Origin of the sequence: Anatilimnocola floriformis (assembly GCF_024256385.1) — a bacterium.
Lineage (GTDB): Bacteria > Planctomycetota > Planctomycetia > Pirellulales > Pirellulaceae > Anatilimnocola > Anatilimnocola floriformis.
In genome coordinates, this window is record NZ_JAMLFW010000001.1 from 6092885 (window position 1) to 6116106 (window position 23222).

Sequence of the window (23222 nt, forward strand, 5' to 3'; positions counted from 1 at the left end):
AGGCTCGCGACTTCGCTATGTTCACCTCACAACTTCCGCGCGGCTACTCGCTCGCCCAGTTCAAATCGCAAGATCGGAACGCGCTAGTAGCACACTTGAACGATCGGGAACTCTACGAGCGGACTCTCCGCATCCCTTTTCCTTACACGGCGGCTGCGGCGGACGAATGGCTGGCGATTGCCAGCCGAAACGATCCCTCTTCCATCAATTGGGCCATCCGCAACGAGCACGATGAATTGATCGGCGGCGTCGGCTTGGATCGGCCATCGAGCCAGTATTTCAGTCATCGCGCGGAGCTGGGCTATTGGCTGGCGCGACCTTACTGGAATCAGGGAATCATGTCGTCGGTGGTCCCTGTCGTCTGCCAGTTCGCGTTCGAAACTCTGGCAATCGCGAAGGTCACCGCGCATGTGTTTGCCTTCAACGTCGCCTCGGCAAGGGTGCTGGAGAAAGGCGGTTTTGAACTGGAGGGGACTTTAAAGCAGCACTACCACAAGGATGGGCAGCTGATTGATTCCAAGGTTTATGGCCGTTGCAGCGATTCGCTTGCGAGGTAATTTCACGGAATGAATCAACCGCCCGTGATGGTTGCTGGCTAGCACCCGTGACGGGCTCTGGAAAATCCCCTTCGGGTGACAGGTTTTGGCCCCGCCCCTGCCATTTGGCATATTCGGGCACTCGGCACAGCCGTTGCAAATGGTGCAGGTCTTCACCTGCGGAGGGTCCCGTAGGTCCTACCCTCCTCGAATGGAACTCGCACCATGCCTGCCGGTTATCGTTTCCCCCTTGCTGGGTCTCTGGCCCTGCTGTTCGTCGTTGCTCTTTCGGCCGGTTGCAGCAAGAGCGACCGCGTGGCAGTTCATCCTGTCGAAGGTCAGCTGAGTTGGAACGGCCAGCCGCTGGCGAATGCCTTCGTTGTTTTGCATCCGCAAGATAAAAGCAACCCGAAGCTGCTCGCAGCCCGGGCGCAGACCGATGCGGAAGGGAAGTTTCAGCTGACCACTTACGACCAGGCCGATGGCGCCGCCGCGGGTGAATATCAGGTCACGGTCGAATACTTCCGTCCGGTCAACAACGGCGGCAGCTTCGTGCCGGGGCCGAATGTTCTGCCGGCGAAACTGGCCCGTCCCGAGACCTCGGAAATCACCGTGAGTGTTGCCGCGGGCAAAAACACGCTGCAACCGATTGTGGTGCGCTAACTTGCGACGGACATGTCCGTCCTACCGACTTACTCTCTCCCTCCTTGCTCCCTCTCGCCTTTATTCTGCCCCAGGAAAATATGCCATGAAGACAACCCGTTCTGCCTTTACGCTCGTTGAGTTGCTGGTGGTGATTGCCATCATCGGCGTGCTCGTCGCGCTGCTTCTGCCCGCCGTGCAAGCCGCTCGCGAAGCAGCTCGTCGCACCCAGTGCTCCAATAATCTCAAGCAGATGGGCCTGGCGGTTCACAATTTCAGCGACAGTTACAACAAGCTCCCGTCCAGCATTCGTCCGGGCGGTTTGACCACCGCGCCGCGCATCGCCGGCCTCACGCTGCTGCTGCCATACTTGGAAGCCAAGAACAGCTATGACAAATACAATCAAACGTTGAATTGGTTCGACGCTGCGAACTTGCCGGTCACGTCGCTGACCATTCCCAGCTACAACTGCCCTTCGACGCCGGTGGAAAAGAAGCGACTCGACGGCGTGCCAGAAAACAGCCCGTGGACTCCCGTGGTAGCCACCACCGATTACTCGCCGACGATCGGCGTCGATCCGCGGTTGCTGTCGAGCGGCTTGGTCGACTTTGCCGATACGGGCATGTTGCCGAAGAACGGCGATCCCCGCATGGCCGACGTGACCGACGGTTTGTCGAATACCGCCATGTATGCCGAATCGGCGGGCCGGCCGTTTGTGTACCGTAAAGGTTGGAAGCGGTTTGGCAATCTGCCGACCGATCGGCTGAATGCCGGTGGTTGGTCGCGCCCCGCCAGCGATTTTACGCTGGATGGCTCCTCCTACGATGGCGCGACGTTCCCCGGTCCTTGCGCCGTGAACTGCGCCAACGGCGAACAGATCGGCACGACCTTCCCGCACCCCTACTACGCCACAGAAGGAACGGCGGAAGCCTTTGCCTTTCACCCGGCCGGCATCAACGTCGCGATGGGCGACGGCTCGGTTCGGTTCGTGCAAGAGAGCATCAACATCCGCGAATTCGCCCGCCTCATCACGCGGGCCAATGGCGAGATCACGCAGTAGTGTCGTCGAATACTCCGTATTCGATTGGTTGACGCGAAACTGCAGCGCACGAGGAATGAGCTCCGCGAAATTCCGGCGTTGGCACTCCGACGTGGAAGCGAAGCACTTCGAAGCAGAGATTTCGGCGAGACGTTAAGCGAACTTCTCGCCAACCTTCACCGGATACCCGCGAAGAAACTCACTCACCTGCAACACGCGTTTACCCGCGGGTTGCAGGGCATCGATCGAGATCCGACCTTCACCAGTCGCGATGACTAGTTGCTTGCCGTCGCTAACCACGACGGTGCCCGGTTCGGCGGCGGGTGGTTCATTGCTGACGATCACATGATCGACGATCACGCGCAACGGTTCACCGCCGGGACGTTGCCAGTGGGTGAAGGTTGTTGGCCAAGGTTTGAGCGCTCGCACTTGCCGCTGAATGAACGCTGCCGATTTGGTCCAATCGATCAAGCCGTCGCTCTTTGCGAGTCGCGGCGCTTTCGTCACCTGGCTCTTCGATTGCAGAGTGCCGAGCGTGGAGGTGCGATCCCAGGTGCTCAACATTTCGATGGCTTCGAGCACGGCAGTAACGCCCATCTCACTCAAGCGGCGTTCGAGTTCTGGCTGCGTTTCTTCGTAGCCAATCGGCGTGCTGCGGACGACGAGACACGGACCGCCGTCGAGCCGCGGTGTCATGTGAATCACCGTAATGCCGGTTTCCGCTTCACCGTTGAGCATGGCCCAGTTGATCGGCGCAGCGCCGCGAAACTTCGGCAGCAGCGAAGCATGCAGATTGATTCCGCCGAGCGGCGCGAGACCGAGCGCCTCGCGCGACAAGATCTGTCCGTAGTCGCACACGACAAACAAATCGGCATTCCATTTACGCAGTCGCGCAGCTGCTTCTTCGGTATTGATGCTGTCGGGCGCATAAACCGTCAAGCCGCGAGCCTCGGCCAGATCGCGCATCGGATTGAGACTCGCCTTTTCGCGCCCCTTGGGCGCGGGCGTAGGGCGAGTGACGAGCGCGAGAACCTCGTGCGACGAGTCGAGCAAACCTTGGAATGTAGGGACGGCAAACGGACCGGTTCCCATCATGAGCAAACGCATGCAGCCGCCTTCCTGTACTCAAACCGATCTGTGTGGATGCCTGTTGTTTGTAATCGGCGAACGGCTGACTCACTAGGCGGGAAGCGTTGAACCAGTTGCCAGTGGCAGATCGGCTGTCGATACTGGCACCTCGCCGGATGCACGCAACTTTTTCACCGTTGGAATGAACATGCCTCTTTCGAGTGTGACCGTCAGCCTGGTAGCCGAAGCCCGCGGCGGGCCGTTTGTTTTTTGGGACGATTTGCCCGCGGCCGCCCAGAGTGCAGCCGAGCTCGGTTTCGATGCCATCGAAATATTTCCGCCGGGGCCTGAAGCGATCGACATCCCCGCGGTGAAGAAACTGCTCACCGATCACAATCTGAAACTCGCCGCGATGGGAACCGGCGCCGGCTGGGTCAAACACAAGTTGCACCTGACGCACGCCGACGCAACGATCCGTGCCAAGGCGAAAGACTTCATCCGCTCGATCATCGACACGGCAGGCCCGCTCGGCGCGCCGGCCATCATCGGTTCGATGCAGGGCCGTTGGGGCGAGAGCATCAGCCGCGAAACCGGTTTCGCCTGGCTGGGCGAAGCCCTCGTCGAGCTCGGCGAGCACGCCCGACAATACAACGTGCCGCTGATCTACGAACCTCTCAATCGCTACGAAACCAACTTCTGCACAACCATGCAGACCGGTGTTTCACTGCTCGAAGACAGCGGCGCGACGAACGTGGTGCTCCTCGCCGATTTGTTCCATATGAACATCGAGGAAGTCGAGATCTCCGGCGGCATTCGCGCCGGCGGAGCCCACATCGGCCACGTCCACCTGGTCGATAGCAACCGCCGCCCCGCCGGCCTCGGCCACATCGACTTCGCGCCGATCGCCGCCGCGTTGCGCGATATTCAATACGACAAGTTCCTCTCCGCCGAAGCACTCCCGTATCCAGATTCGCAGGCGGCGGCGAAGCAGACGATCGACACTTTCCACGAGCACTTTCGGTGAAGAGAAGTTCTGAGTTCTGGGTTTTGAGTTCTGAGACAAACTAAGCACTAAGAACTACGAACTAAGAACTAAGAACCGCCTCCCTCCTGTCTCAAAACTCAGAACCCAAAACTCAGAACTACTCCCCCATGCTCAACCACACGCTCATTCACCCCGACATCCTCGGCATTCTCGGCCGGGCCGGCCATCACTCGGCGATCTTGATCGCCGACGGCAATTATCCCGCCGCTTCCAAGCGCGGACCGCAGGCGCAGGTGATTTCGCTCAACCTGATGCCCGGCGTGGTCAACTGCACGCAGGTGCTGGAAGCCATTTTGTCGGCGATTCCGATCGAAGCCGCCCATACCATGCAGTACGAAACCGAAGGGCCTTACGCGCTGAAGGAAGATCCGCCGGTGTGGGATTCGTATCGCAAAACCATCGCCGCGGCTGGTTCATCGCTGAAGCTCGAGCCGATCGAGAAGTGGAAATTCTACGACGCGGTCGTCACGCCCGATCACGTGCTGACCATTCAAACAGCAGATCAGCAGCGATATGCGAATCTGTTGCTGCATGTCGGGGTTAGGATGTGAGGCAGAGGAAGAGACGAGAGGCGGGAGGCGAGGGACGAGAGGAAGAGATGAAGGGGTTAGAGATTAGGGGATTGATGATGAAGATCATTTCGACCGCTGCGGTTTTTTGTTTTTGTTTGCTGACGGTTGTCGCTTTTGGTGCGGAGGAGAAACCGGCGAGCGAGGCGCAGTTGAATGCTCAGAAGGAGCAGTTGAGCAAGATTCAGAAGTTGATTGGTGGCTGGAAGGGCGTGGGGCAGCCGCAGCGCGGAAGCACAAAGGATTCTTGGACCGAGCAAGCCGATTGGGCCTGGAAGTTCAGCCCTCAGCGGACCTCGATGTTCACTCGGCCCGAGCAGAGCAAATACTTTTCCAAGGTCGAGCTCATCACCGGCGACAAAGCCGACGCTTACACCCTGCAAGCCACGCCGAAAGATGGCGGCGAGGCAGTGGCGTATGCCGGGACGATCGATAAGGATGAGCGACTCGTTCTCGAAAACAAAGATGCCCCGGCTGGTCTGCCGCAGCGGATCTCGCTCCGCTTTGTCGCCGATGGCAAACGGTTGCTGGTCCTCTACGAAGGCAAAACGCAGTTCAGCGATCAACTCGTCCGCCTCGCCGAAGTCGGCTACACCCGCGTCGGCAGCGGTTTTGGCCAGGGCGCGCAAGGCCCCGAATGCGTCGTGACCGGCGGCGCCGGGACGATGGCCGTCGAGTACATGGGACAGAAGTACTACGTCTGCTGCACCGGCTGCCGCGACTACTTCAACGCCGATCCAGCCAAGGCCATCGCGGAATATAAGGAGCGGAAAGAGGAAGAGCGGAAGGCAAAGGAAGCGGCGGAGAAGAAGGGGTGAGCTATTCGACTTTTCTCTACGCAGTCGACATCGATAAATTGCGGGCAGCGGTGGGCTCGAAGGATCCGGAATTACTGGAGCGTTTGCGAGAGGCAAACTCCCCGTCCGACGAGGAAGATCCGCCTCCACCACCCTACGACTATGTCGCCGACTGGCAATTGCGCGTAACGGGTGAAGGCGAGATCTTGTTCGGTGGCAAAGCAACAACGATCGAGAAATTGCCGCAACTCATCAAGTCGCTGACGGGCAGCCTCGAGTTGTTTTTCGAAACGCCGTCTAACGATCAACATACGGCGGTCATGATAGTGGGAAACGAGTGCTACTCGCAGTCTGGCTTGCGGGAAGTGATCTACCGTCTCGAAACGATGGCCCCCGATGTCCTGTGGTCACGAAGTTCGTCCGAGGATGGCTCGGACCGCGCCAGCTTTTCGGCCGACGATAAAGCGCTAGACTCGCTAATCGCTAGCGTGCCGAAGAACTGGAAATCGCGACATGGCTATGCGTTGGAGGTGCTCAGCTTTGTACTAGGCGAGCGTCTGCCAGACGAAGATGAGATTGGCGATTTAGAGCTGCTGCAACTCCATTCGCCGCTCGCGACGATTCGCCATCCGCTCGCGCTGAAAGCGCCCGACGATTTTCCGTACCTCAGCTTTTTAACAGCCGAAGAAGTTGTTGCTGAAGTGCAACGATTGGCTGGTATCGAACTAAGCTTTCCTGCGGATCCTGACATCGAGAACGCACGCCATGCTTACGCAAACTGCATGAAAGTCGCCGCCGATTCCCAGCGAGGAGTTGTGAGTTTTTATTACTAGCTAATCTGCCGGAGCTGCGCGAGTACGCTTGTTCCGGCCTACTTTTTCTCATCGCGCAGGATCGTCGCAATCAGCGCCGTCCAGCCCGTTTGATGATTCGCTCCCACACCGCGCCCGTTGTCGCCGTGGAAGTATTCATAGAAGAGCGGCAATTCTCGCCAATGTGGATCGGTCGCATAACGGGCGTCATCGCCATGACAAGCGCGGCGGCCTGTGGCATCGGGCAAAAATAGATTGCTCAAGCGGCGACGAAGTTCCTGCGAAGCTTCGAACAGATTCATGTAGTTGCCAGATCCCGTCGGGCATTCGACGCGCACGTGATCGCCGTAGAAATGGTGATATCGTTCGAGGGCTTCGATGATCAGGTAGTTGATCGGGAACCAGATCGGTCCTCGCCAATTGCTGTTGCCGCCGAACAGGTTCGAGGTGGACTCGGCCGGCGTGTATTCGACCTGATGCTTCTGGCCATCGGCGACCAGCACGAACGGATGGTCGAGATGATATCGCGACAGCGCTCGAATGCCGTACGGCGACAAGAACTCGCTTTCGTCGAGCAGATAACAGAGAAGCCGTTCGAGTCGCTCTTTCGAAGGAATGGCGAGCAGTCGTTTCCCTGCTGGTCTGGCGCCGTCGTGTTCTGCGGGTTGGTGCGATTGATCGCAGTAAGCAATGTGCCGCGCGAGATCAGGCCGATGCTTCAGAAACCATTCCATCCGTTTCTTGAAACCCGGCAGCCGATCGATATCGGCCTGCTCCAGCACTTCGGCGGCGAAGATCGGGATGATGCCGACGATCGAACGAATCCCCAGTGGCGACGAAAAATCACCGACGCGCAGCTGGTCGTAGTAAAAGCCGTCCCCTTCATGCCACAGCCCCATCCCGCCGAGCGTGTTCATCGCATCGGCGATGTGTACGAAGTGCTCAAAGAATTTTGAGGCGATGTCTTCATACGTATCGTCGTACTGCGACAGTTCGAGCGCCATGGCCAGCATCGTCGATGCGTAAAAGGCCATCCACGCCGTGCCATCGGCCTGTTCGAGTCGGCCACCGCCGGGCAATGGTCGGCTGCGATCGAACACGCCGATGTTATCGAGACCGAGGAAACCGCCAGCGAATAAATGATTCCCGGCGACGTCTTTGCGATTGACCCACCAGGTGAAGTTGAGCAACAGCTTGGTAAAGACCCGCTTGAGAAAGGCCACGTCGCGCTCGCCGCGCGGCGCGGTCATTTTATAAACCCGCCAGCAAGCCCAGGCGTGTACCGGTGGATTCACATCCGACAGGGCCCACTCATACGCTGGTATCTGACCGTTGGGATGCAGGTACCATTCGCGCAGAAACAGTTCCAGCTGCGCCTTGGCAAACTCCGGATCGATCGCCGCCATCGGAATCATGTGGAAGGCGAGATCCCAAGCCGCGTACCACGGATACTCCCACTTGTCGGGCATCGAGATCACATCGCGATTGAATAAATGAGGCCAATCGTGATTGCGCCCCTCATTCCGTGCGGCTGGCGGTGGCGGTTGATCAGGATCGCCAGCGAGCCAGACTTGGACGACGTAGTGATAGAACTGCTTGCTCCACAGCAGCCCCGCATAGGCCTGGCGAGCAACGAGCGACGCTTCTTTATCGGCAGTCCCTAGTCGCTCCGCATAGAACGCATCGGCCTCACTGATGCGCGTGGCGAATACCTCATCGAAATGGGCAAACGGCGTCGCCGTTGCTTCTTCGACTCGTGTGAGTCGCAATCGCAGCACGATCTCCGTTCCGGCAGGAACATTCAGCTTGAAAATTGCCGCGCCTTTGGTGCCCAGCTTCTTCGGATTGACCGCCTGGGAATTGCCGTGAATCACATATTCGTGAAAGGCATCCTTGGCGTAATGCGTGCCGTTTTCGTAGTCAAAGATCTTCTCGGTATTCGTTTCGTTGTCGGTGAAGACCAGTTCAAACGGCGCTGCCGATGGATCGATGTCGAGCCGAAATGCGCCGAGGGAAACGTGTCGCGCCAGAATCGCGGCCGGGCCGCTGGCTTCGAGTCGCGGTTTGACTTCGCACCCTTCGTGCGTGCAACCCCAAATCCAGTTATTGCGAAACCACAGTGTCGGCAGCACGTGAATCGGCGCTGCCTCCGGACCGCGATTAGCGATTGTCACGCGGATCAGCACATCATCGGGCGACGCCTTGGCATATTCGGCGACGACATCGAAGTAGCGGTTCTCATCGAACACACCGGTGTCGAGGAGCTCATATTCTCCGTCGAATTTTCCCCGCCGATGATTCTCTGCCACGAGTTGATCGTAGGGGAACTCACTCTGCGGATACTTGTACAGCCCCTTCATGTAGGAGTGCGTCGGCGTCGAGTCGAGGTAGTAGTAGCACTCCTTCACATCCTCGCCGTGGTTCCCTTCGGGGCCGGTCAGGCCGAAGAGTCGCTCCTTCAAAATCGGATCGTGGCCATTCCACAGCGCCAACCCAAAGCAGAGTCGGCACTGGCGATCGCAGATCCCTAGCAAGCCGTCTTCGCCCCAGCGATAGGCTCGGCTGCGGGCCTGGTCGTGCGTGAAGTAGTCCCAGGCGTCGCCGTCGGCAGAATAATCTTCGCGCACGGTGCCCCACTGCCGCTCCGAGAGATACGGCCCCCAGCGTTGCCAGTTGTTGGTGCGCTGGGCGCTTTCCTCGAGTCGCCTTGATTCTGCCGTGTGGAGAGGTTGATTGGCCATATCGCGCGGAGTTGATGCACTCGATGCTATTGGAAACGAATTTCGAAAAAACAGAATCGCCTGTCACAAACTTAGCGTCTAATACGTCCTAGTTGCCGTACCTCGCAATCCACAACCTCGTAACTAACAACAAGGAGATCGTGATGAACCGCACTATTCTGTTGCTCTGTATCGTAATTGTCCTCGGCGCTGGCGGGTTGATGCTGGCCCAGCATCACGCAGATGCCGAACGAGTCAAGGTGCTGTCGGCACAAGACATCATTGAGAAACTCGATGGCAAGGATGCAAAAGTAACTGTCGTTGAAGTGACCATCGCTCCCGGCCAAGGGGGACTGCCCCACCGACATCCGGGGCCCGGCTTTGTGTACGTCGCCGAAGGGGAATACGAACTCGGCATCAACGATCTGCCGGTGAAGCGATACAAGGCAGGCGAGACTTTTTATGAAGCCACGGGCGTGCTGCATCGCGTCTCGCGAAATCCAGCCACCAAGGGAAACACGCGACTGATCGCCTTCGTGCTGCATCCGCGCGATGCCAAGGAAATCGCTGTTCCAGAAAAAGCGGCCGAAAAGCCAACGGAAAAATAAACGTTTGTCACAAATTCAGCGATCCGTTCGTCCTCAGTGTGAAGACAGACCAGTTTCATTATCAGGATCGGGAAACAGCACGATCCAGGAGGCAGTGATGAAGATCGTCGTGATCGGTGGTAGTGGTTTAATTGGTTCGAAACTCGTCGCACTGCTACGCAACAAAGGGCACGAAGTGTTGGCGGCATCTCCTTCGAAGGGGGTGAACGCGGTCACGGGCGAAGGACTGAGCGCCGCGATTCAGGGAGCAACGGTGGTTGTCGACGTCGCCAACGCACCCGTGTGGGAAGACCAGGCCGTGCTCGAGTTCTTTGAAAAATCGACGCAAAATCTGTTGGCAGAAGAAAAGGCAGCCGGCGTGAAGCACCACGTCGCGCTGTCGGTGGTCGGCACCGATCGGCTGCTCACGAGCGGATATTTTCGCGCGAAGATGGCGCAGGAAAAACTGATCGCAGCCGGCACGGTCCCGTACACCGTCGTCCGAGCGACGCAGTTCTTTGAGTTTGTTGGCGCGATTGCCCAATCGGCGACCGATGGTCAGACGGTGCAGTTGCCGCCGGCGATGATGCAGCCGATTGTGTCCGACGACGTGGCCGCTGCGCTGGCCGAAGTCGCACTGGCCGAACCGGAGAACGGCATCGTGGAAATTGCCGGGCCAGAAAAGATCCGGATGGATGAGCTTGTGCGCATCTTCCTCACTTCGAAGGGAGACGCGCGGCAAGTTGCAACCAATGGCCAGGCCCGCTACTTCGGCATCGACGTGAACGATCAAAGCCTCACGCCAGGCGCCAATCCGCGTCTGGGAAGAACGCGGTTCACGGACTGGCTGACAACAGGCGCGGTGTAGCGATTGATGTAGCTTTGTAGGCCGGAACAAGCGGTACTCCGCGCAGTTCCGGCATGAGTCGCCGAACGACATCAATCTGCAGTTCATGCCGGAACAGCGCGAGTACGCTCGTTCCGGCCTACGGCGAATTAGCCTTCGAACTTTTCCAGCTTCTGCCGGAGCATATCCGCCGTGAACGGCTTGACGAGGTAGTCGCTCACGCCAGCTTGGATGGCTTCCATGACGCGGGTCTTTTCCGCTTCGGTGGTGACCATGATGATCGGCACGGTGGCGTTGACCTGACGGATCTCGCGAATCACATCCAGGCCGTTTTTCTTCGGCATGTTCCAGTCGGTCAGCACCAGGTCGTAGGTGCCGGCCTTGAACATGTTGACCGCTTCTTCGCCGTCGCCCGCTTCGGCGGCATCGGGCACGCCCACGGCTTGGAGAGAACGCAGGATGATCTTGCGCATGGTGCTGGAATCGTCAGCGACGAGAACTTTCTTGGTCATGTTTCTACTTTCAGCGCGATGTGGTCGTGGAACTGCCCCCGTTAGAAACGGTTTCGTAAACGTAGGTCGCCGATTGTGCGCTGGCATCAGGCGGCTTCACGCCAAGTTGTCGCATTTTGCGTGAGTCACGCGCGCGGTTCGCATCGATTATGATGGCTCGTATGAATGCACCCGCGTCAAAATCGGAATCTTCGTCAGCACCCGTCGGTGGCAAAGCCGTCGTGATTGGCATCTTTGTCGTCGGCCTGATCGCGGCTGCGTCGGGCCTCGTTTACAAATACTTCGCCAGTCGCGAGCCGCTGGAGATGTGGGGAACGAACGGCATTCAGGTCATTCAGTCGGCCCCGCGTGTCGAACTACTGACGCTGGGAGATGAAGTCACGGCGGACAGCGAGCTCTTGACGTTCGCCGGCCAGGCCTTGCCCATCACTGCGACGCACGACATCTCAAAAGCTCCGGGCTTGATCCACCATCGGCACTTTCTCACCGAGTATGTGAGCTATGTCGATCGCCCCGCAGCCGCCAGCGAAATGCGATCCTGGAAATATGCCGTGCGATTTCGCGACGGCGGCAGCCCCGAGCGCGAAGTCGTTGTGCTCTTCAATCTGCCAGAACGTTGCCTCGGCAATCTCCACACCGGCCAGGAGGTGCGTGTAGTCGACAAGATCGCCGAGAACTGGAAGCGGTTTATTGAACGGCAATTGGCGGAAACACGAAATTAGCGCAGCAGCTCGTCGATGGCGTAGTCTACCGTCTGCCAAAAAAGTAGGCCGGCGTCTTTCCGTAGGACGGACCAATCGTCCGTCCTACTCGTAGCGTTTCCCTACGACTTGACTGCACTCACCTTCAGCGTCTGCGGCTCGGCGGTGATCTTCAACTGCGGCACCGTCACTACGCCACTCGCATCGGCGGCGACTTCGCCGCTCGCGCTGCCGAAGGTCCATTTCACTTTTTGATTGGGCGCAACTTTGAGTTGCTGCAAACGGCGAAGGCTGATGTCGGCTGTGGCTTCAGCAGGGATGGTGAAGGTTGTTTTCAAATCGTCGGCCTTCGTGAGGAAGAGTGAAACCTCGGCGGAGTCCGCGGTTTCGCTGACCGGCTTCCAGCGGAAGAACGCGTTGATCTGGCCGGGGGCTTTTTCCATCAGCTTATCGGGCCAAGGTTGCGCGTCGTTGGTCGAAGCGCTGGTGAAGACCGGATAGGCTTCGTTCTTTTTCACGTTGAGCCAATCGAACGAATTGATCAGGTCGTTGACCTTCAAAATGTTCGCATGATTGTTGGCATGGCCGAACGGGCCCCAGTACATGAAGAGGGGATATTTGCGTTCGTTCATCGCGGCGGCGAATTTGTCGTGATCCTTCGACCAGGTGTCGTTCGGCGCCGAGTAATCGACGCAGATCGGCGGATCGGGAAGTTTCACATCGGCAGGAACGGTTTGCGGCGGGAAGTACATCCGGCTCGAGACATGCTCGACGCGGGCGGGAACATTGGCTTTGATGGCAGCGAAGACGTCGCCGTTGCGCATGCCGATGCCGAGGGTGCCGCTGCCACCCATGCTATTGCCGCAGAGATAGACACGGTTGGGATCGAGGCCGTATTTTTCGATCGTCCACTTCACGGTGTCGAGCACGCGTTTTTCCGTCGGGCAGATGTCAGCACCTTTGTACTTTTCGATGCCCCACCACCAGTCGCCCTTGTTCGCGCGGCAATCAAGATACAGCGCGCACATATCGGCGGGAGCGTGATAGATGTCGTGGTTGCCGACCTGTGCGGTGCATTTCAAACAGGAATGCACGTCGTGACCGGCGGAGTGAAGCACGACATACAGCGGCGCTTTTTCGCGCGGGGCAGTGGGGTGCAACACGAGGAAGGTATCGGTCTGCGGCGCGGCATAGCTCCATTCCTCGCGCACGCCGTGCTGATAGGTGTCGAGCTTGCGGCCACCAAACTCGCCATCCTTGCTCAGTTGCGGCGGCCAATCGGCAGCTGCGGCGAGGGAGGCGAACGATGTGAGAAACGCCAGAGCCAGGAGAAGCTTTTTCATGGTTCTTTCAACGCTGGAGGGGGATTGGGGAGGAGCCGCATTATAGGGCTACGGCGGGCTCGCCAAGAATTGGACACTGCCGACGAATTACTTTCCAATATCCTCAAACCCACGAGGATGCTCTTTTCACGAGGATGGTATGCACGCTCTGTGGATACTGCTGGCCCTGTGTTCGGCCCAACCGGAGATCGGCGAGGGAAGCCTGTTGTTTCTGGAGAATTGCAACAGCGTGGTGGAGTATGCGACGCGCGATGAGATCGGCCACGTGGCGATCGCGTTTCGCGATGGCAACGAAACCTGGATCTACGAAGCCACGCCCGGCAACGTGCGTCGCGTGACGTTTGCCGAATACGATCAAGAGCTGGCGCGGATCAACGCTGGTCGCAATCGCCGCGAACCGGTGCGGCTGTGGATTGTTGCGCCGGAGCAGAAATTCACCGCGGCAGAAACGACGGCGATGCGCGAATACCTCGACGAGCAATTAGGCCGGCGCTACTCGGTGAAGAACTACGTCCTCGGCAAACCGGGTGACGGTACGCACTGCGCCGAGTTGGCCGCGAACACGCTCAATCGTAGCGGCCGGTTTGAACTGGCCGACAGCCATACGATTCATCCGGCGAAGCTCATGAAGATTGTCGAGCCGGTGTACTCGGTGAAAACCGAGCACCAGATTGCGCCGCTCGCCGCGAGCGAACCTTGGTATGTGCGCTGGGGACGTTGTTGCAGTTCGACCGGCAATTGGTGCACGTGGAGTTGCCGCGAAGCGTGGTCGTTCTGCTGGTAGGTTGCCGTCGGGGATCCGATCAGAGTGCGCTCTTACCGACCAACGACGTCGCGGACGGTCGATGGCCGCTGCGGAAATTTCTATGCGATCAACTACAAAGTGGGGCTGATAATCCCTGAAGAGGTTCTGTTGCCTAACAAATTGCGGCAACACGCGGTTAAAAAGCCCTTAACAAAACGCTCCCGGCGTCAAAAATGCAGAGCGTGATTACTATTGTCGGTAATCACACGCATTGGCACTCGACTGGCCTCTCCCATTCTTGGCTTTTCTAGCGCCGCTTTTCATTTTCCGTTGCGCGCCGTCTCGTCTTCGTTCTTGTTCTGCAGGGGGCTTCTGTCATGTCTCGTTCTCGGGCGAATTGTCGCGTGTCGCAGCGAACTGCGTTCACGCTAGTCGAACTGCTGGTCGTGATTGCGATCATCGGCGTCTTGGTGGCGCTACTCTTGCCGGCTGTGCAAGCCGCTCGTGAAGCAGCTCGCCGTTCGCAATGCTCGAACAATCTGAAGCAGATGGCGCTCGGCATGATGAACTACGAAGACTCGCTCAAGACGCTGCCGCCGGGCCGCACTGGTTGCGACGGCGATTCGTCGTATCAGTGCAACGGCTTTACCACTGGTGGCGGAACAATCGGCTGGAGCGCCTTCGTCCACACGCTACCGTATATCGAACAGTCGTCTCTATTCAACAAAATCGACAACATTACCGTAGCACCGTGGGGCGTGAATACTGGTTGGGACAACGCCACAAACATGGAAGTCGTTTCGGCTCGGCCGAAGTTCATGGTCTGCCCGAGCGAAAGCGCCAAGCCGTTCGTCGATAATCAACCCAGCAGTGGTAAGAAGGCAGCGACCGGCAACTACGGGCTGTGTGGTGGTCACTTAGGTCCACCGAATGGCTCGCCGATTAAGCACATCAATACGGGCGTGTTCGTTTATCGTTCGACCTTTCGCCTGGCAGATATCACCGACGGCACGAGCAGCCAGTTTTTGCTGGGTGAAACCAAGAACAGCGACGGATACCTGGATAATGTTCCTAACGGCACCGCGCCGAACATGTGGACCACCGGCTCTCGCTTTATGACACTGCGAACGACGGCTAACCCGTTGAATACGAAACCAAGCCTCGGCGCCTTTGTCGACAACACCAACGGCCCGTCGAATGCGGCATTTGGCAGCTTGCACCCGGGTGGTGCGCAGTTCGCCTTCGTCGATGGCCACGTGAGCCTGATTACCAATCAAATCAATTTCGTGACTTACCAACGGCTGTCGCAGCGGGCCGACGGTGAAGTGGTGGGAGATTACTAATCATGAATATTCTGTCAAAAATCGCCCTGACGTTGCTGTTCGCGTCGCTGCTGGTTTGCACCGGTTGCGAGCAAGGCTCAAAAATTGTTCCGGTCGAAGGCCAAGTGTTGCTCGATGGCCAGCCCTTGGCCTGGGGCAGCGTGATGGTGGTGCCCACCGCCGGCGAATCGGCGTTCGGCAGGCTCGATGCGCAGGGACGTTTCAAGCTGTGCATGACCATCGACGGCCGCGATGGCTGCCCTGTCGGCACTGGGCACATCGTCGCCGTGAACTCGGCGGAAGCAATTTCCGAAACCCATCATCGCCGGTATGCACCGGAGATCTATGACAAGCCGCAAAACAGCCCACTGAAAGTCGACATCAAGGAGCCGAAGAAGGACTGGATTATCGAGCTCAAGGGAGACGGCAAGAAGTATCCGTATGAGTTCAAGACTTAGCCGTCGTTCGTAATGTTGAGATTTGCCGGGGCTGCTCTTTGGGGCAGCCCTTTTTGTTGGATTGGCCTGAATTCCCGGCTGGTTTTGCCAGCGCGCAGGCCGGTTGGCCTATTAGCCCTGCAGGCCTCTTTCAGATACAATCTCAGAGGTACCGTTCGCCCGTTTGTTGGCAGTTAGTTTGCCAGGAGTTTGAGTGTGGTTTCGATCTTTGCGCTCATCGACGATAAGCATGTGCCACTGTATCGGATCATTTGGGTGGCCGATGTGCCGCACTTCTGCGGCAACGACGATTGCTCGTACGAAGGGGATTACGAAGTTCGACTGGAAGGTGACGAATCGGTCTTCGCCTCGCGGGTCGAGCGAGATAAGACGCTGAAGGCTCTCGAGCAGTACGCCGAGGGTTTTGATCGGGGCAGCGGCGGCGGCGCTGAACCAGACGGGCAAGACTTCGAATAAGGCCGCGGTTTTCGCAGCCGCAACAACTAGAGTCAGCAGCAGGGGCTAACCGTGTCACTTTTCGAAGATTCCCGATTTCAGTGGCGCGAAACGTACTTCGTGCTGTTCGACGCCCAGCAGCGGCCCACTCCCGCCACGGTCAAACGAGCCCTGACTGAGCTGAAGGCCGGTCTCAACATTACTGCATCGACGCAAAGCGAAGACGGCTTTCTGGAAGGAATGACGGTCCTCTCGCACATCGATTCCTCGGGCATGGACCTGATCTATATTGATGGCGACGAAGTGAAAGAACTGCTGGCCGAGCTCAAGAAGGAATTTCGCGGTCAACAGCTGACGGCAGAAGAAAAGGCCAAGTACGACCGAATGATGCTCAGCAACGCCAAGTTCGATGTCTTCCATTTCGAAGAACTCGGCGACGCGATCGACGAAGACGATGGTCCGCTCGACCCCGGCACGCTGCTGCTCGTGCTGGCTCGCCTCGCGAAGCTATGCCATGGCGTGGCGCTCGATCCAGCCACCGGCGGATTACTGTAAGCCACCGCCGTAAGACAAACCATTGGTTCGTCTAGGGGCTGCGAGTGGAGCAGATCGTTGTCGGTACCCGCTTCTGGAGCGGACCAATGGTCCGTCCTACTTACGCTACCGCACATGCCGCCAGGCATCGCGTTTGTCTAGCCAACGAATGGCTTGCCACTGGGCGATCGCGAAGACCAGCAGCACTCCGCTGCCAAAGAGGGGCATGAGGAACAGTTCGTTGTTCAGAATGAACAACAGGCTGAGAATGATCGGACTGAGGATCACGAGGGCGGTGGCGCGGAACATTGCCTGGTTGCGTGTGAGCCGAGAACCGATGCGATCGCTAACGGCGAGCAAAACCAGAAACGGGATTTCAGGCCGTCGTGCATTCGGCTCAAAGTCGCGAGACTTTTTGTGACGACGCTGAGAAGACTTTTGCCCCACGGCGATTAAACCGTGGGCGACGAGTTGGAAACACGCCGACCGGCGCTCGCGGCCTTCGATTCCGCGGTGCTCAACGTGGCTTGGGCATTCTGCAGCAGTGTCGCGGCATCGCGAAACTTGGGGTCGATGCGATTGAGCTCGCGCAGGTAGCGCACTGCGTTTTTCAGCAGTTTCATGCGGAGCGCGAGGACCGACGCCTGGTAGAGCGCGTGCTTGCGAGCGGCGGCCTGATCGGTGAGCGCGGTTTCCGATGCCATTCGATAAAACCGCAGCGCTTGCGGTACATCGTTGAGCTGCAGATGGCATTCGCCGAGCTCAAAGGCGGCGAGCGCTCGCACGGTGAGTTCACCCAAGGCCAATTGGAGATGCTTCATCGCGTCGTGCAACTTCGCCGAGCGTTTCAGCCGCACGCCGAGCTCATACTGCAGCGCCAGATTGCCGGGCTCGCGTTGCAAACGCGAAGTGTAAACGGCGGTCTCGAGCTTATCGCGCTCGCGGAGAATTTGTGCGAGTGCGGTCTGCGAATTTGCCGAAGGATGTTCGGCGGCGTCGCGACGAGCGTGAGCCACGCGATCTTCAAAGACTTTGACGGCGACTTCTTCCCACAAGGCAACGACGCGTGGATTGTTGCCAGTCGCGGCTCGGCCTCGGTTGAGCATGCGCTCTGCTTCTTGATCACGGCCTCGCTCCAAGTAGAGCGGCGTGAGTTGCAAGTAATTGTCGGCATGCGAGGGGAACTCGCGCACGGCGAGCTCAAGCTCTTGCAGCTGCGTGCGTTGCACGGGCGCGGCGATGTTCTTTTGCGGAGAGGCCAGCGATCCGTAAACATTGTCGGTCGGCGGCTTGGGTTGAATACGAACGCGCGGCTTGGGCGCGGTGGCCCAGAAGTCTTCGACGCGCCGTTTCAACCCATGACGACGGCGACTCCGTTCGATGGCGAGCGAAGCGATCGCGCCGGCGGCGCCTGCATCGTCGGGCGAGACTCGTTCCAGGTGCATCCAGGTTTCGAGCGCTTCGTCGTAACGGCGCAGCTGGGCGAGGAGCTTGGCCCGTTGCCGCAGCAGATCGGGTTGCTCGGCAGAAATTTCCAGAGCGGCTGCGAGATAGCAATCGGCTGCTTCAAAGTAGCCGAGTGATGCCGAAGCAGTGGCCAAGGTTTGGAGCAGCGGAGTTCGGCGGGGAAAGTCGCGCAGCAAGAGTTGTCCTTGCTGCAGCACTTCGTGCCAATGTTCTTCCTGGCTGAGTTGAGCGAGCGCGGCGAAGGCCGCGGGGCGGTCTTCCACAGCGGCGGCTGGGTTTTGGAGGAGCGCGCCGAGCCAAGTATCGACGTAGTCGGCCCGGCTTGGTTCACCGGCGGCGCACTCGGCGAGAATGTTCAGGGCTTCGGGAAGCTTGCCCGCTTCCACCAGTTGGCAGCCTTGCTCAAAACGGCTGGCCAGGGTGGTGGACCCTGTCAGTGACGCATTCTTTGCGAAAGACGCTGAATCTTGCATCGTCAACCTACTTTTGGCGGGGATTGCCGGCCCATTGTATGGCAAAAACGCTGCCCGGCAAAATCGAATCCCCGCCTGAAACTGCCTCAGCCCCTGAATTCATTGTTCATACTAGTAACGTGCGTAACAAGAGAATGGATGCACCTGAATCGAAAAATGGCGGCAGAAATATTCGCCAGGTTGCCCAAGCCATACTGCCGCTATCACCGCTACCACGGGAGCGAGAGCCCACGTCATAAACCATCTGGAAAATGGCCGTGCACGGCAATTTGCATTTTTTTGATAGCGTAAACCCTTCCGACTGAATAGAATGGGCTTCGGCGATAGCACAAAGTCGCCATTCATGCAGGGGCGCGGAATTCAGGGGCGACGGCAGTCTCGTCTAGGAACAGAGAGATCTCTTGCCGTCATGGCACCGTTGTCTGGAGTAACTTTATGTCGATGCGCAGTCAATTCTGGCTGGCAGGTCTGACGGTCTTGATCTTTGGTTTCGCCGCAAATGCTGCTCCTCCCGCGGGAGAAACAGCGCGACTGGCGACCTTTGAGAGCGCCGCCGGCGAAACGTTTTTCGCCGCGAGTCTCGTGCCCGCACAGGGCAGCGACCCGCAACAAATCAATGAAGTTGTCGTGCTATTTGACACTTCGGCCAGCCAGGCCGGTGTGTTGCGCGATGACGCCCTCGCCGCTTTGCGCGGCATGCTGGCCAAGCTCTCGCCGCAGGATCGCGTCAAGCTGATCGCGGTCGATCTGAATGCCGTGGAAATGTCGCGCGGCTTTGTCGCGCCGAATAGTCCCGACATGCAAGCCGCGCTGGCCAAGCTCCAGCAGCGTGCTCCGCTCGGCGCCACCGACATGCCGATCGCGCTCGAAGCAGCCGCCGCGAGCTTTGCTCCTGGCAACGCTGCTCACAGCGTCGTTTATCTCGGTGATGGCAACAGCAAGGCCAACCTGCTGACGACCGATCGTTTGGCTGCCACCGTCGATCGCCTGGTGAAGAGCCGGGCCGCTGTCACCAGCTATGCCGTCGGCAAAGGTATTAACACCTCCGGCTTAGCCGCATTGGCCAATCAAACCGGCGGTATGCTCCGCACGATGGGCAACGATCCGACGGTCAACGGTGCTGCTCTCGCGGCCGCCGTGCAAGCTGGCGTGATCTGGCCAGTGTCGGCCACTCTGCCCGAAAACATGACTGCTCACTATCCAGCCAATGTGCCGCCGTTCCGCACCGATCGCGATACGATCCTCGTCGGCAAGCTCTCGTCGCGAGCTGCCACGCCGATCAAGATCGCTGCCGAAATGAATGGCAAGGCCGTTGAGTTGAACTGGAATATGTCGCCCGAAAAGTCGCAGGAAGATTTCTCCTTCCTGCCGCGGCTCGTGGAAGTTGCCCGACCAGATCGTGGCATTTCGTTGCCCACCGTCGGCACGATTGGTCTGCGTGAAGCAGCCATCATGACGATGCAAAGCGCCGAACAACTGTCGAAACTCGGTCAAGAAGCACTCGCCTCGGGTAACACCCAGGGCGCATTGCACGTCGCTCACGCCGCTCTCGCTCGCGATCCTCGCAATCCTGGTGCGATGGCTTTGCGTGATGCTGCCCAGCGTCAAGCCGGTGTGGCTCCTGCCGCCAACCGTGGCGAACCGGACCTGAACCTCGTCAAACTGCAGCAGCCCGGTGCTCCGGCCGCCGAAGGCCAACCGCTGCTCACCGAAGAAGGCGCTCCGCTGATTCGCCAGTTCGACGAACTGAACCAAGTGAATCAACAAAAGATGCAAGCCGAAGTTGAGCGTCAGCTCAACGACGCTCGCCGCATCATGGCCAGCAGCCCGGACAATGCCGAAGACGCTCTCAAGCGAATTCAGTTCATGGTCGATTCGACCCCCGATCTGGCCGCCGAAACTCGTCAACAGCTGCGTGCTCGCGTCGAAACGGCAATTCGTGAAGCTCGCCGCATCGCGGTCGAAGCTCGCGAAAAGCTGACGATCGTGCAAGAGAAAGAAGCCGTTGGCAAAGAGCTCGAACGGATCAACCTCGAACTCCGCCTCGGCGAAGAACGCCTGGCACAGATCATGGCTCGCTACACTTCCTTGATGGAAGAAGGCCGCTATGTGATCGCTGACGATGAAGTGGCCACGCAAGTGGAACTGCTCGATCGCCAGGCTGCTCGCACCCGGCAGAACGCTGACTTGCTCGCCGAATCGGTAACGACCGCCGGCCGCATGCAACGCGGTTACTATCAGCTGGCCGAAGTGCAACGTCTTCGCCGGAAGAACTTCCTCGAAGCCTTGTACCAGGTCGAACATTCGCACATTCCTTTCCCGGACGAACCGCCGATCATTTATCCGCCGGCCGAACGTTGGGAAGAACTGACGCTGCGTCGTAAGAAGTACGCGTCGGTCGACCTTGCCAAGCAAGGGAGCAAGGAAGAAAAGGTTTACAAAGCCCTCGGTGAAGACACGACGCTGGAATTCGTCGACACGCCCCTCAAGGACGTGATTGCCTTCATCGCCGATCAGCACGACATCACGATCGTCCTCACCAAGAAGATCGAAGACGCCGGCGTGCAGCCCGATCAACCGGTTACGCGTAACCTCAAGCAGATCAGCTTGCGGTCGGCTCTCCGCTTGCTCCTGGGCGATCTCAACCTGACCTACATGGTGAAGGACGAAGTGCTCAAGATCACCACGATCGAAGACGCACAGAGCCCCGAAAACATGTCGACCAAGGTGTATCCGGTCGGCGACTTGGTCGTGCCGATTCAGAACAACTCGATTCTGGGTGGTGTTCTCGGTCAGCTTGGTGGCGCCGGTGGTTTCGGTGGCCAACAAGGTGGCGGTGGTGGTGGTTTCGGCGGCGGTGGTGGTGGTTTCGGCGGCGGTGGTCAACAAGGTGGTGGCGGCGGTTTGTTCGCTGTCGAAGACGACCTGAACCTCGGCAGCAAGAAGCCGGCTGCTGGTGCTCAAGCCCCTGCTCCGCAAGCTCAAGCCCCTGCGGCTCCGGTTGAACCAGAAGTTCGCCGTCCGGTCACTGCGGCCGGCAAGCGGATTGCTGCCACGACGCAAGCCGAATGGGATGCTTACTTCGCTGCCAAGCGAGAAGCGATCGTCGAAGAAGTTGAACCCATCCGTCGTACTTCATTTCAATCGGAAGCTCCAGAATCGAAGTTGGCTGCCGCACTGATGGCTGATTGCCGTCAAACGGTTCGCGAGTTGGTGGCTGAAAAGAAGTTCGACCAGGTTTCGACTTTGATCCAATCGGCCATCCGCAACGGTTGCGTCGAACACTGGATGTACGAAGCTCTCAGCCTGGCCATGCAAGCCAGCAACGCTCCGCCGCAAGATCTCGAACGGGCTCTGATGTCGGCGGTCGATTTTGCCAATTCGGAAGACGAAGTACTCTTCATCGCGGTCTATATGACCAAGGCCGGCCTGTATCAACGGGCCCTCAAGATCTGCCAGCAAGTCACGGCTGCGAATCCTTCGCGGCACGACGCTTACTTGCAAGGTCTGGCCCTGGCCCAACGCCTGAATGACACCAAGGGCATCGAATGGGCTTGCGTCGGTATCCTCAGCCAATCGTGGCCGAAGGAACAGATGTATCTGGCCGCGAATGCCTTCCGCTTGGCCAAGGCCACGCATGATCAACTCATCGCGGACAAGAAGCCAGCCGAAGCCAAGGCTCTCGACGAAGCTGTTCGTCAGGCTGCCGTTCGCGATCTGGTGATCATGGTGAAGTGGACCGGCGATGCCGACATCGACATCTCGGTTGATGAACCGGCCGGCACGAACTGCTCGTTCCGTCAGCCTCGCTCGACCAGCGGCGGCATGTTGGTGGGCGATGTCTCGTCGGCTGACTCGGTGAAGACCACCGACGGTTATCAAGAAGTGTATGTCTGCAGCGAAGCCTTTGATGGCAAGTATCGTCTCGCCCTGAACAACGTGTGGGGCAAGCCCACCGGTGGCAAGGTGACGGTCGACATCATCACCCACTACGGCACGCCCGAGCAGAAGGTGATTCACGAACAGATTCCGATCAACGCCAAGGGCGCGATCGTTCAGTTCGAAATGAAAGATGGCCGTCGTCAGGATCCGTTGCCGGAAGCTCAAGTCGCTCAGGTTGCCCGCATTCAAAACGCGGTCAATCAGGCGATTCTCGCTCAGCAGATGGCCAACCTGAACAACGGCTCGACTGCTTCGAACAGCTTCAACAACGGCCTGGGTCAGCAAGCAGCTCTCGCCAATCGCTTCGGCTTCAACCGGGGTGGTGCGGTTGGTTATCGTCCGCAAATCACGGTGTTGCCCGAAGGTGCTCAGTTCCTCGCCAACGCGGTGATCTCGGCTGACCGGCGTTACGTTCGCGTTTCGCCCTCGCCGTCGTTCACGTTGATCGCGGAAGTCTATACCTTCAACTTCGTCAGCGGCCAGCAGACGCAGCAACAAGGTGGCCAAGGCCAGAATGGTCAGGGCGGCCAAGGTGGCGGCGGTGGCGGCTTCGGTGGCGGTGGCTTCGGTGGTGGTGGCGGTTTCTTCTAATCGCAGCTGTCCGACAGCAATCAAAAAACTCGAACCG

22 protein-coding genes are annotated in these 23222 nt (G+C 58.6%); 16 read left to right on the forward strand and 6 right to left on the reverse strand.

Annotated features, from left to right (window positions below; genetic code table 11):
- Positions 1 to 17 precede the first annotated feature (17 nt).
- From M9Q49_RS24235 to M9Q49_RS24245, 3 genes are all read left to right on the forward strand, one after another.
- Positions 18 to 557: a GNAT family N-acetyltransferase gene (locus M9Q49_RS24235; RefSeq protein ID WP_254511626.1), complete on the forward strand. Its 540-nt coding sequence runs from the start codon at positions 18 to 20 to the stop codon at positions 555 to 557.
- A 204-nt stretch (positions 558 to 761) separates the two neighbouring features.
- The gene (locus M9Q49_RS24240) at positions 762 to 1199 is read left to right on the forward strand and encodes a transthyretin-like family protein (protein ID WP_254511627.1); all 438 of its coding nucleotides are present in this window, start codon (positions 762 to 764) and stop codon (positions 1197 to 1199) included.
- Positions 1200 to 1284: 85 nt separating this feature from the next.
- Entirely contained in the window at positions 1285 to 2238 is a 954-nt protein-coding gene (locus tag M9Q49_RS24245) for a DUF1559 domain-containing protein (protein ID WP_254511629.1), read from the forward strand.
- Positions 2239 to 2370: 132 nt separating this feature from the next.
- On the opposite strand, the gene fmt is transcribed toward M9Q49_RS24245, so the two are convergent.
- Positions 2371 to 3324 (reverse strand): methionyl-tRNA formyltransferase, encoded by a 954-nt coding sequence (gene fmt / locus M9Q49_RS24250; protein WP_254511631.1) that lies wholly within the window; start codon positions 3322 to 3324, stop codon positions 2371 to 2373.
- Between the two features lie 169 nt (positions 3325 to 3493).
- Here fmt and M9Q49_RS24255 point away from each other — a divergent pair, with 169 nt between their 5' ends.
- The 4 genes from M9Q49_RS24255 to M9Q49_RS24270 all read left to right on the forward strand — a co-directional run bounded on the left by M9Q49_RS24255 (position 3494) and on the right by M9Q49_RS24270 (position 6529).
- Entirely contained in the window at positions 3494 to 4309 is an 816-nt protein-coding gene (locus M9Q49_RS24255) for a sugar phosphate isomerase/epimerase family protein (RefSeq protein WP_254511632.1), read from the forward strand.
- A gap of 128 nt (positions 4310 to 4437) precedes the next feature.
- On the forward strand, positions 4438 to 4881 hold the full coding sequence (locus tag M9Q49_RS24260) for an RbsD/FucU family protein (protein WP_254511634.1): 444 nt from the start codon (positions 4438 to 4440) through the stop codon (positions 4879 to 4881).
- A gap of 77 nt (positions 4882 to 4958) precedes the next feature.
- Positions 4959 to 5717 carry a hypothetical protein gene (locus M9Q49_RS24265; RefSeq protein ID WP_254511636.1) on the forward strand — a complete coding sequence of 253 codons (759 nt, stop codon included), beginning with the start codon at positions 4959 to 4961 and terminating at the stop codon, positions 5715 to 5717.
- Positions 5714 to 6529 carry a DUF7691 family protein gene (locus M9Q49_RS24270; RefSeq protein WP_254511638.1) on the forward strand — a complete coding sequence of 272 codons (816 nt, stop codon included), beginning with the start codon at positions 5714 to 5716 and terminating at the stop codon, positions 6527 to 6529. The genes M9Q49_RS24265 and M9Q49_RS24270 overlap by 4 nt, the downstream gene beginning before the upstream one ends.
- A gap of 38 nt (positions 6530 to 6567) precedes the next feature.
- On the opposite strand, the gene M9Q49_RS24275 is transcribed toward M9Q49_RS24270, so the two are convergent.
- Entirely contained in the window at positions 6568 to 9249 is a 2682-nt protein-coding gene (locus M9Q49_RS24275) for an MGH1-like glycoside hydrolase domain-containing protein (protein ID WP_254511639.1), read from the reverse strand.
- A gap of 143 nt (positions 9250 to 9392) precedes the next feature.
- Between M9Q49_RS24275 and M9Q49_RS24280 the strand changes: the two genes are divergently transcribed.
- Both M9Q49_RS24280 and M9Q49_RS24285 read left to right on the forward strand, forming a co-directional pair.
- Positions 9393 to 9836 (forward strand): cupin domain-containing protein, encoded by a 444-nt coding sequence (locus M9Q49_RS24280; protein ID WP_254511640.1) that lies wholly within the window; start codon positions 9393 to 9395, stop codon positions 9834 to 9836.
- Between the two features lie 97 nt (positions 9837 to 9933).
- A complete protein-coding gene (locus M9Q49_RS24285) occupies positions 9934 to 10683 on the forward strand; it encodes an SDR family oxidoreductase (RefSeq protein ID WP_254511641.1) in 750 nt (249 codons plus the stop codon).
- A gap of 128 nt (positions 10684 to 10811) precedes the next feature.
- Here the strand turns inward: M9Q49_RS24285 and M9Q49_RS24290 are convergent, their stop codons facing one another.
- Complete coding sequence (locus M9Q49_RS24290) at positions 10812 to 11174, reverse strand: response regulator (protein ID WP_254511642.1); 363 nt, start codon at positions 11172 to 11174, stop codon at positions 10812 to 10814.
- Between the two features lie 161 nt (positions 11175 to 11335).
- On the opposite strand from M9Q49_RS24290, the gene M9Q49_RS24295 reads away from it, so the two are divergent.
- Positions 11336 to 11896 carry a hypothetical protein gene (locus M9Q49_RS24295; RefSeq protein WP_254511643.1) on the forward strand — a complete coding sequence of 187 codons (561 nt, stop codon included), beginning with the start codon at positions 11336 to 11338 and terminating at the stop codon, positions 11894 to 11896.
- Positions 11897 to 11997: 101 nt separating this feature from the next.
- On the opposite strand, the gene M9Q49_RS24300 is transcribed toward M9Q49_RS24295, so the two are convergent.
- Entirely contained in the window at positions 11998 to 13218 is a 1221-nt protein-coding gene (locus M9Q49_RS24300; protein ID WP_254511644.1) for a hypothetical protein, read from the reverse strand.
- A gap of 139 nt (positions 13219 to 13357) precedes the next feature.
- Between M9Q49_RS24300 and M9Q49_RS24305 the strand changes: the two genes are divergently transcribed.
- From M9Q49_RS24305 to M9Q49_RS24325, 5 genes are all read left to right on the forward strand, one after another.
- Positions 13358 to 14002, forward strand: a complete 645-nt coding sequence (locus M9Q49_RS24305; RefSeq protein ID WP_254511645.1) for a hypothetical protein — start codon at positions 13358 to 13360, stop codon at positions 14000 to 14002.
- Positions 14003 to 14340: 338 nt separating this feature from the next.
- Positions 14341 to 15306: a DUF1559 family PulG-like putative transporter gene (locus M9Q49_RS24310; RefSeq protein ID WP_254511646.1), complete on the forward strand. Its 966-nt coding sequence runs from the start codon at positions 14341 to 14343 to the stop codon at positions 15304 to 15306.
- A 2-nt stretch (positions 15307 to 15308) separates the two neighbouring features.
- Positions 15309 to 15743 (forward strand): DUF4198 domain-containing protein, encoded by a 435-nt coding sequence (locus M9Q49_RS24315; protein WP_254511648.1) that lies wholly within the window; start codon positions 15309 to 15311, stop codon positions 15741 to 15743.
- Positions 15744 to 15938: 195 nt separating this feature from the next.
- Complete coding sequence (locus tag M9Q49_RS24320) at positions 15939 to 16199, forward strand: hypothetical protein (RefSeq protein ID WP_254511650.1); 261 nt, start codon at positions 15939 to 15941, stop codon at positions 16197 to 16199.
- A gap of 51 nt (positions 16200 to 16250) precedes the next feature.
- Positions 16251 to 16733 (forward strand): hypothetical protein, encoded by a 483-nt coding sequence (locus M9Q49_RS24325; protein WP_254511652.1) that lies wholly within the window; start codon positions 16251 to 16253, stop codon positions 16731 to 16733.
- A gap of 105 nt (positions 16734 to 16838) precedes the next feature.
- Here M9Q49_RS24325 and M9Q49_RS24330 read toward each other — a convergent pair whose 3' ends face one another.
- Positions 16839 to 17021 carry a hypothetical protein gene (locus tag M9Q49_RS24330; RefSeq protein WP_254511654.1) on the reverse strand — a complete coding sequence of 61 codons (183 nt, stop codon included), beginning with the start codon at positions 17019 to 17021 and terminating at the stop codon, positions 16839 to 16841.
- 143 nt (positions 17022 to 17164) lie between these two features.
- Positions 17165 to 18652 (reverse strand): tetratricopeptide repeat protein, encoded by a 1488-nt coding sequence (locus tag M9Q49_RS24335; RefSeq protein ID WP_254511656.1) that lies wholly within the window; start codon positions 18650 to 18652, stop codon positions 17165 to 17167.
- A gap of 435 nt (positions 18653 to 19087) precedes the next feature.
- Here M9Q49_RS24335 and M9Q49_RS35540 point away from each other — a divergent pair, with 435 nt between their 5' ends.
- Positions 19088 to 23185, forward strand: coding sequence for a VWA domain-containing protein (locus tag M9Q49_RS35540; protein ID WP_261365093.1), 4098 nt, complete (start codon positions 19088 to 19090; stop codon positions 23183 to 23185).
- Positions 23186 to 23222 lie beyond the last annotated feature (37 nt).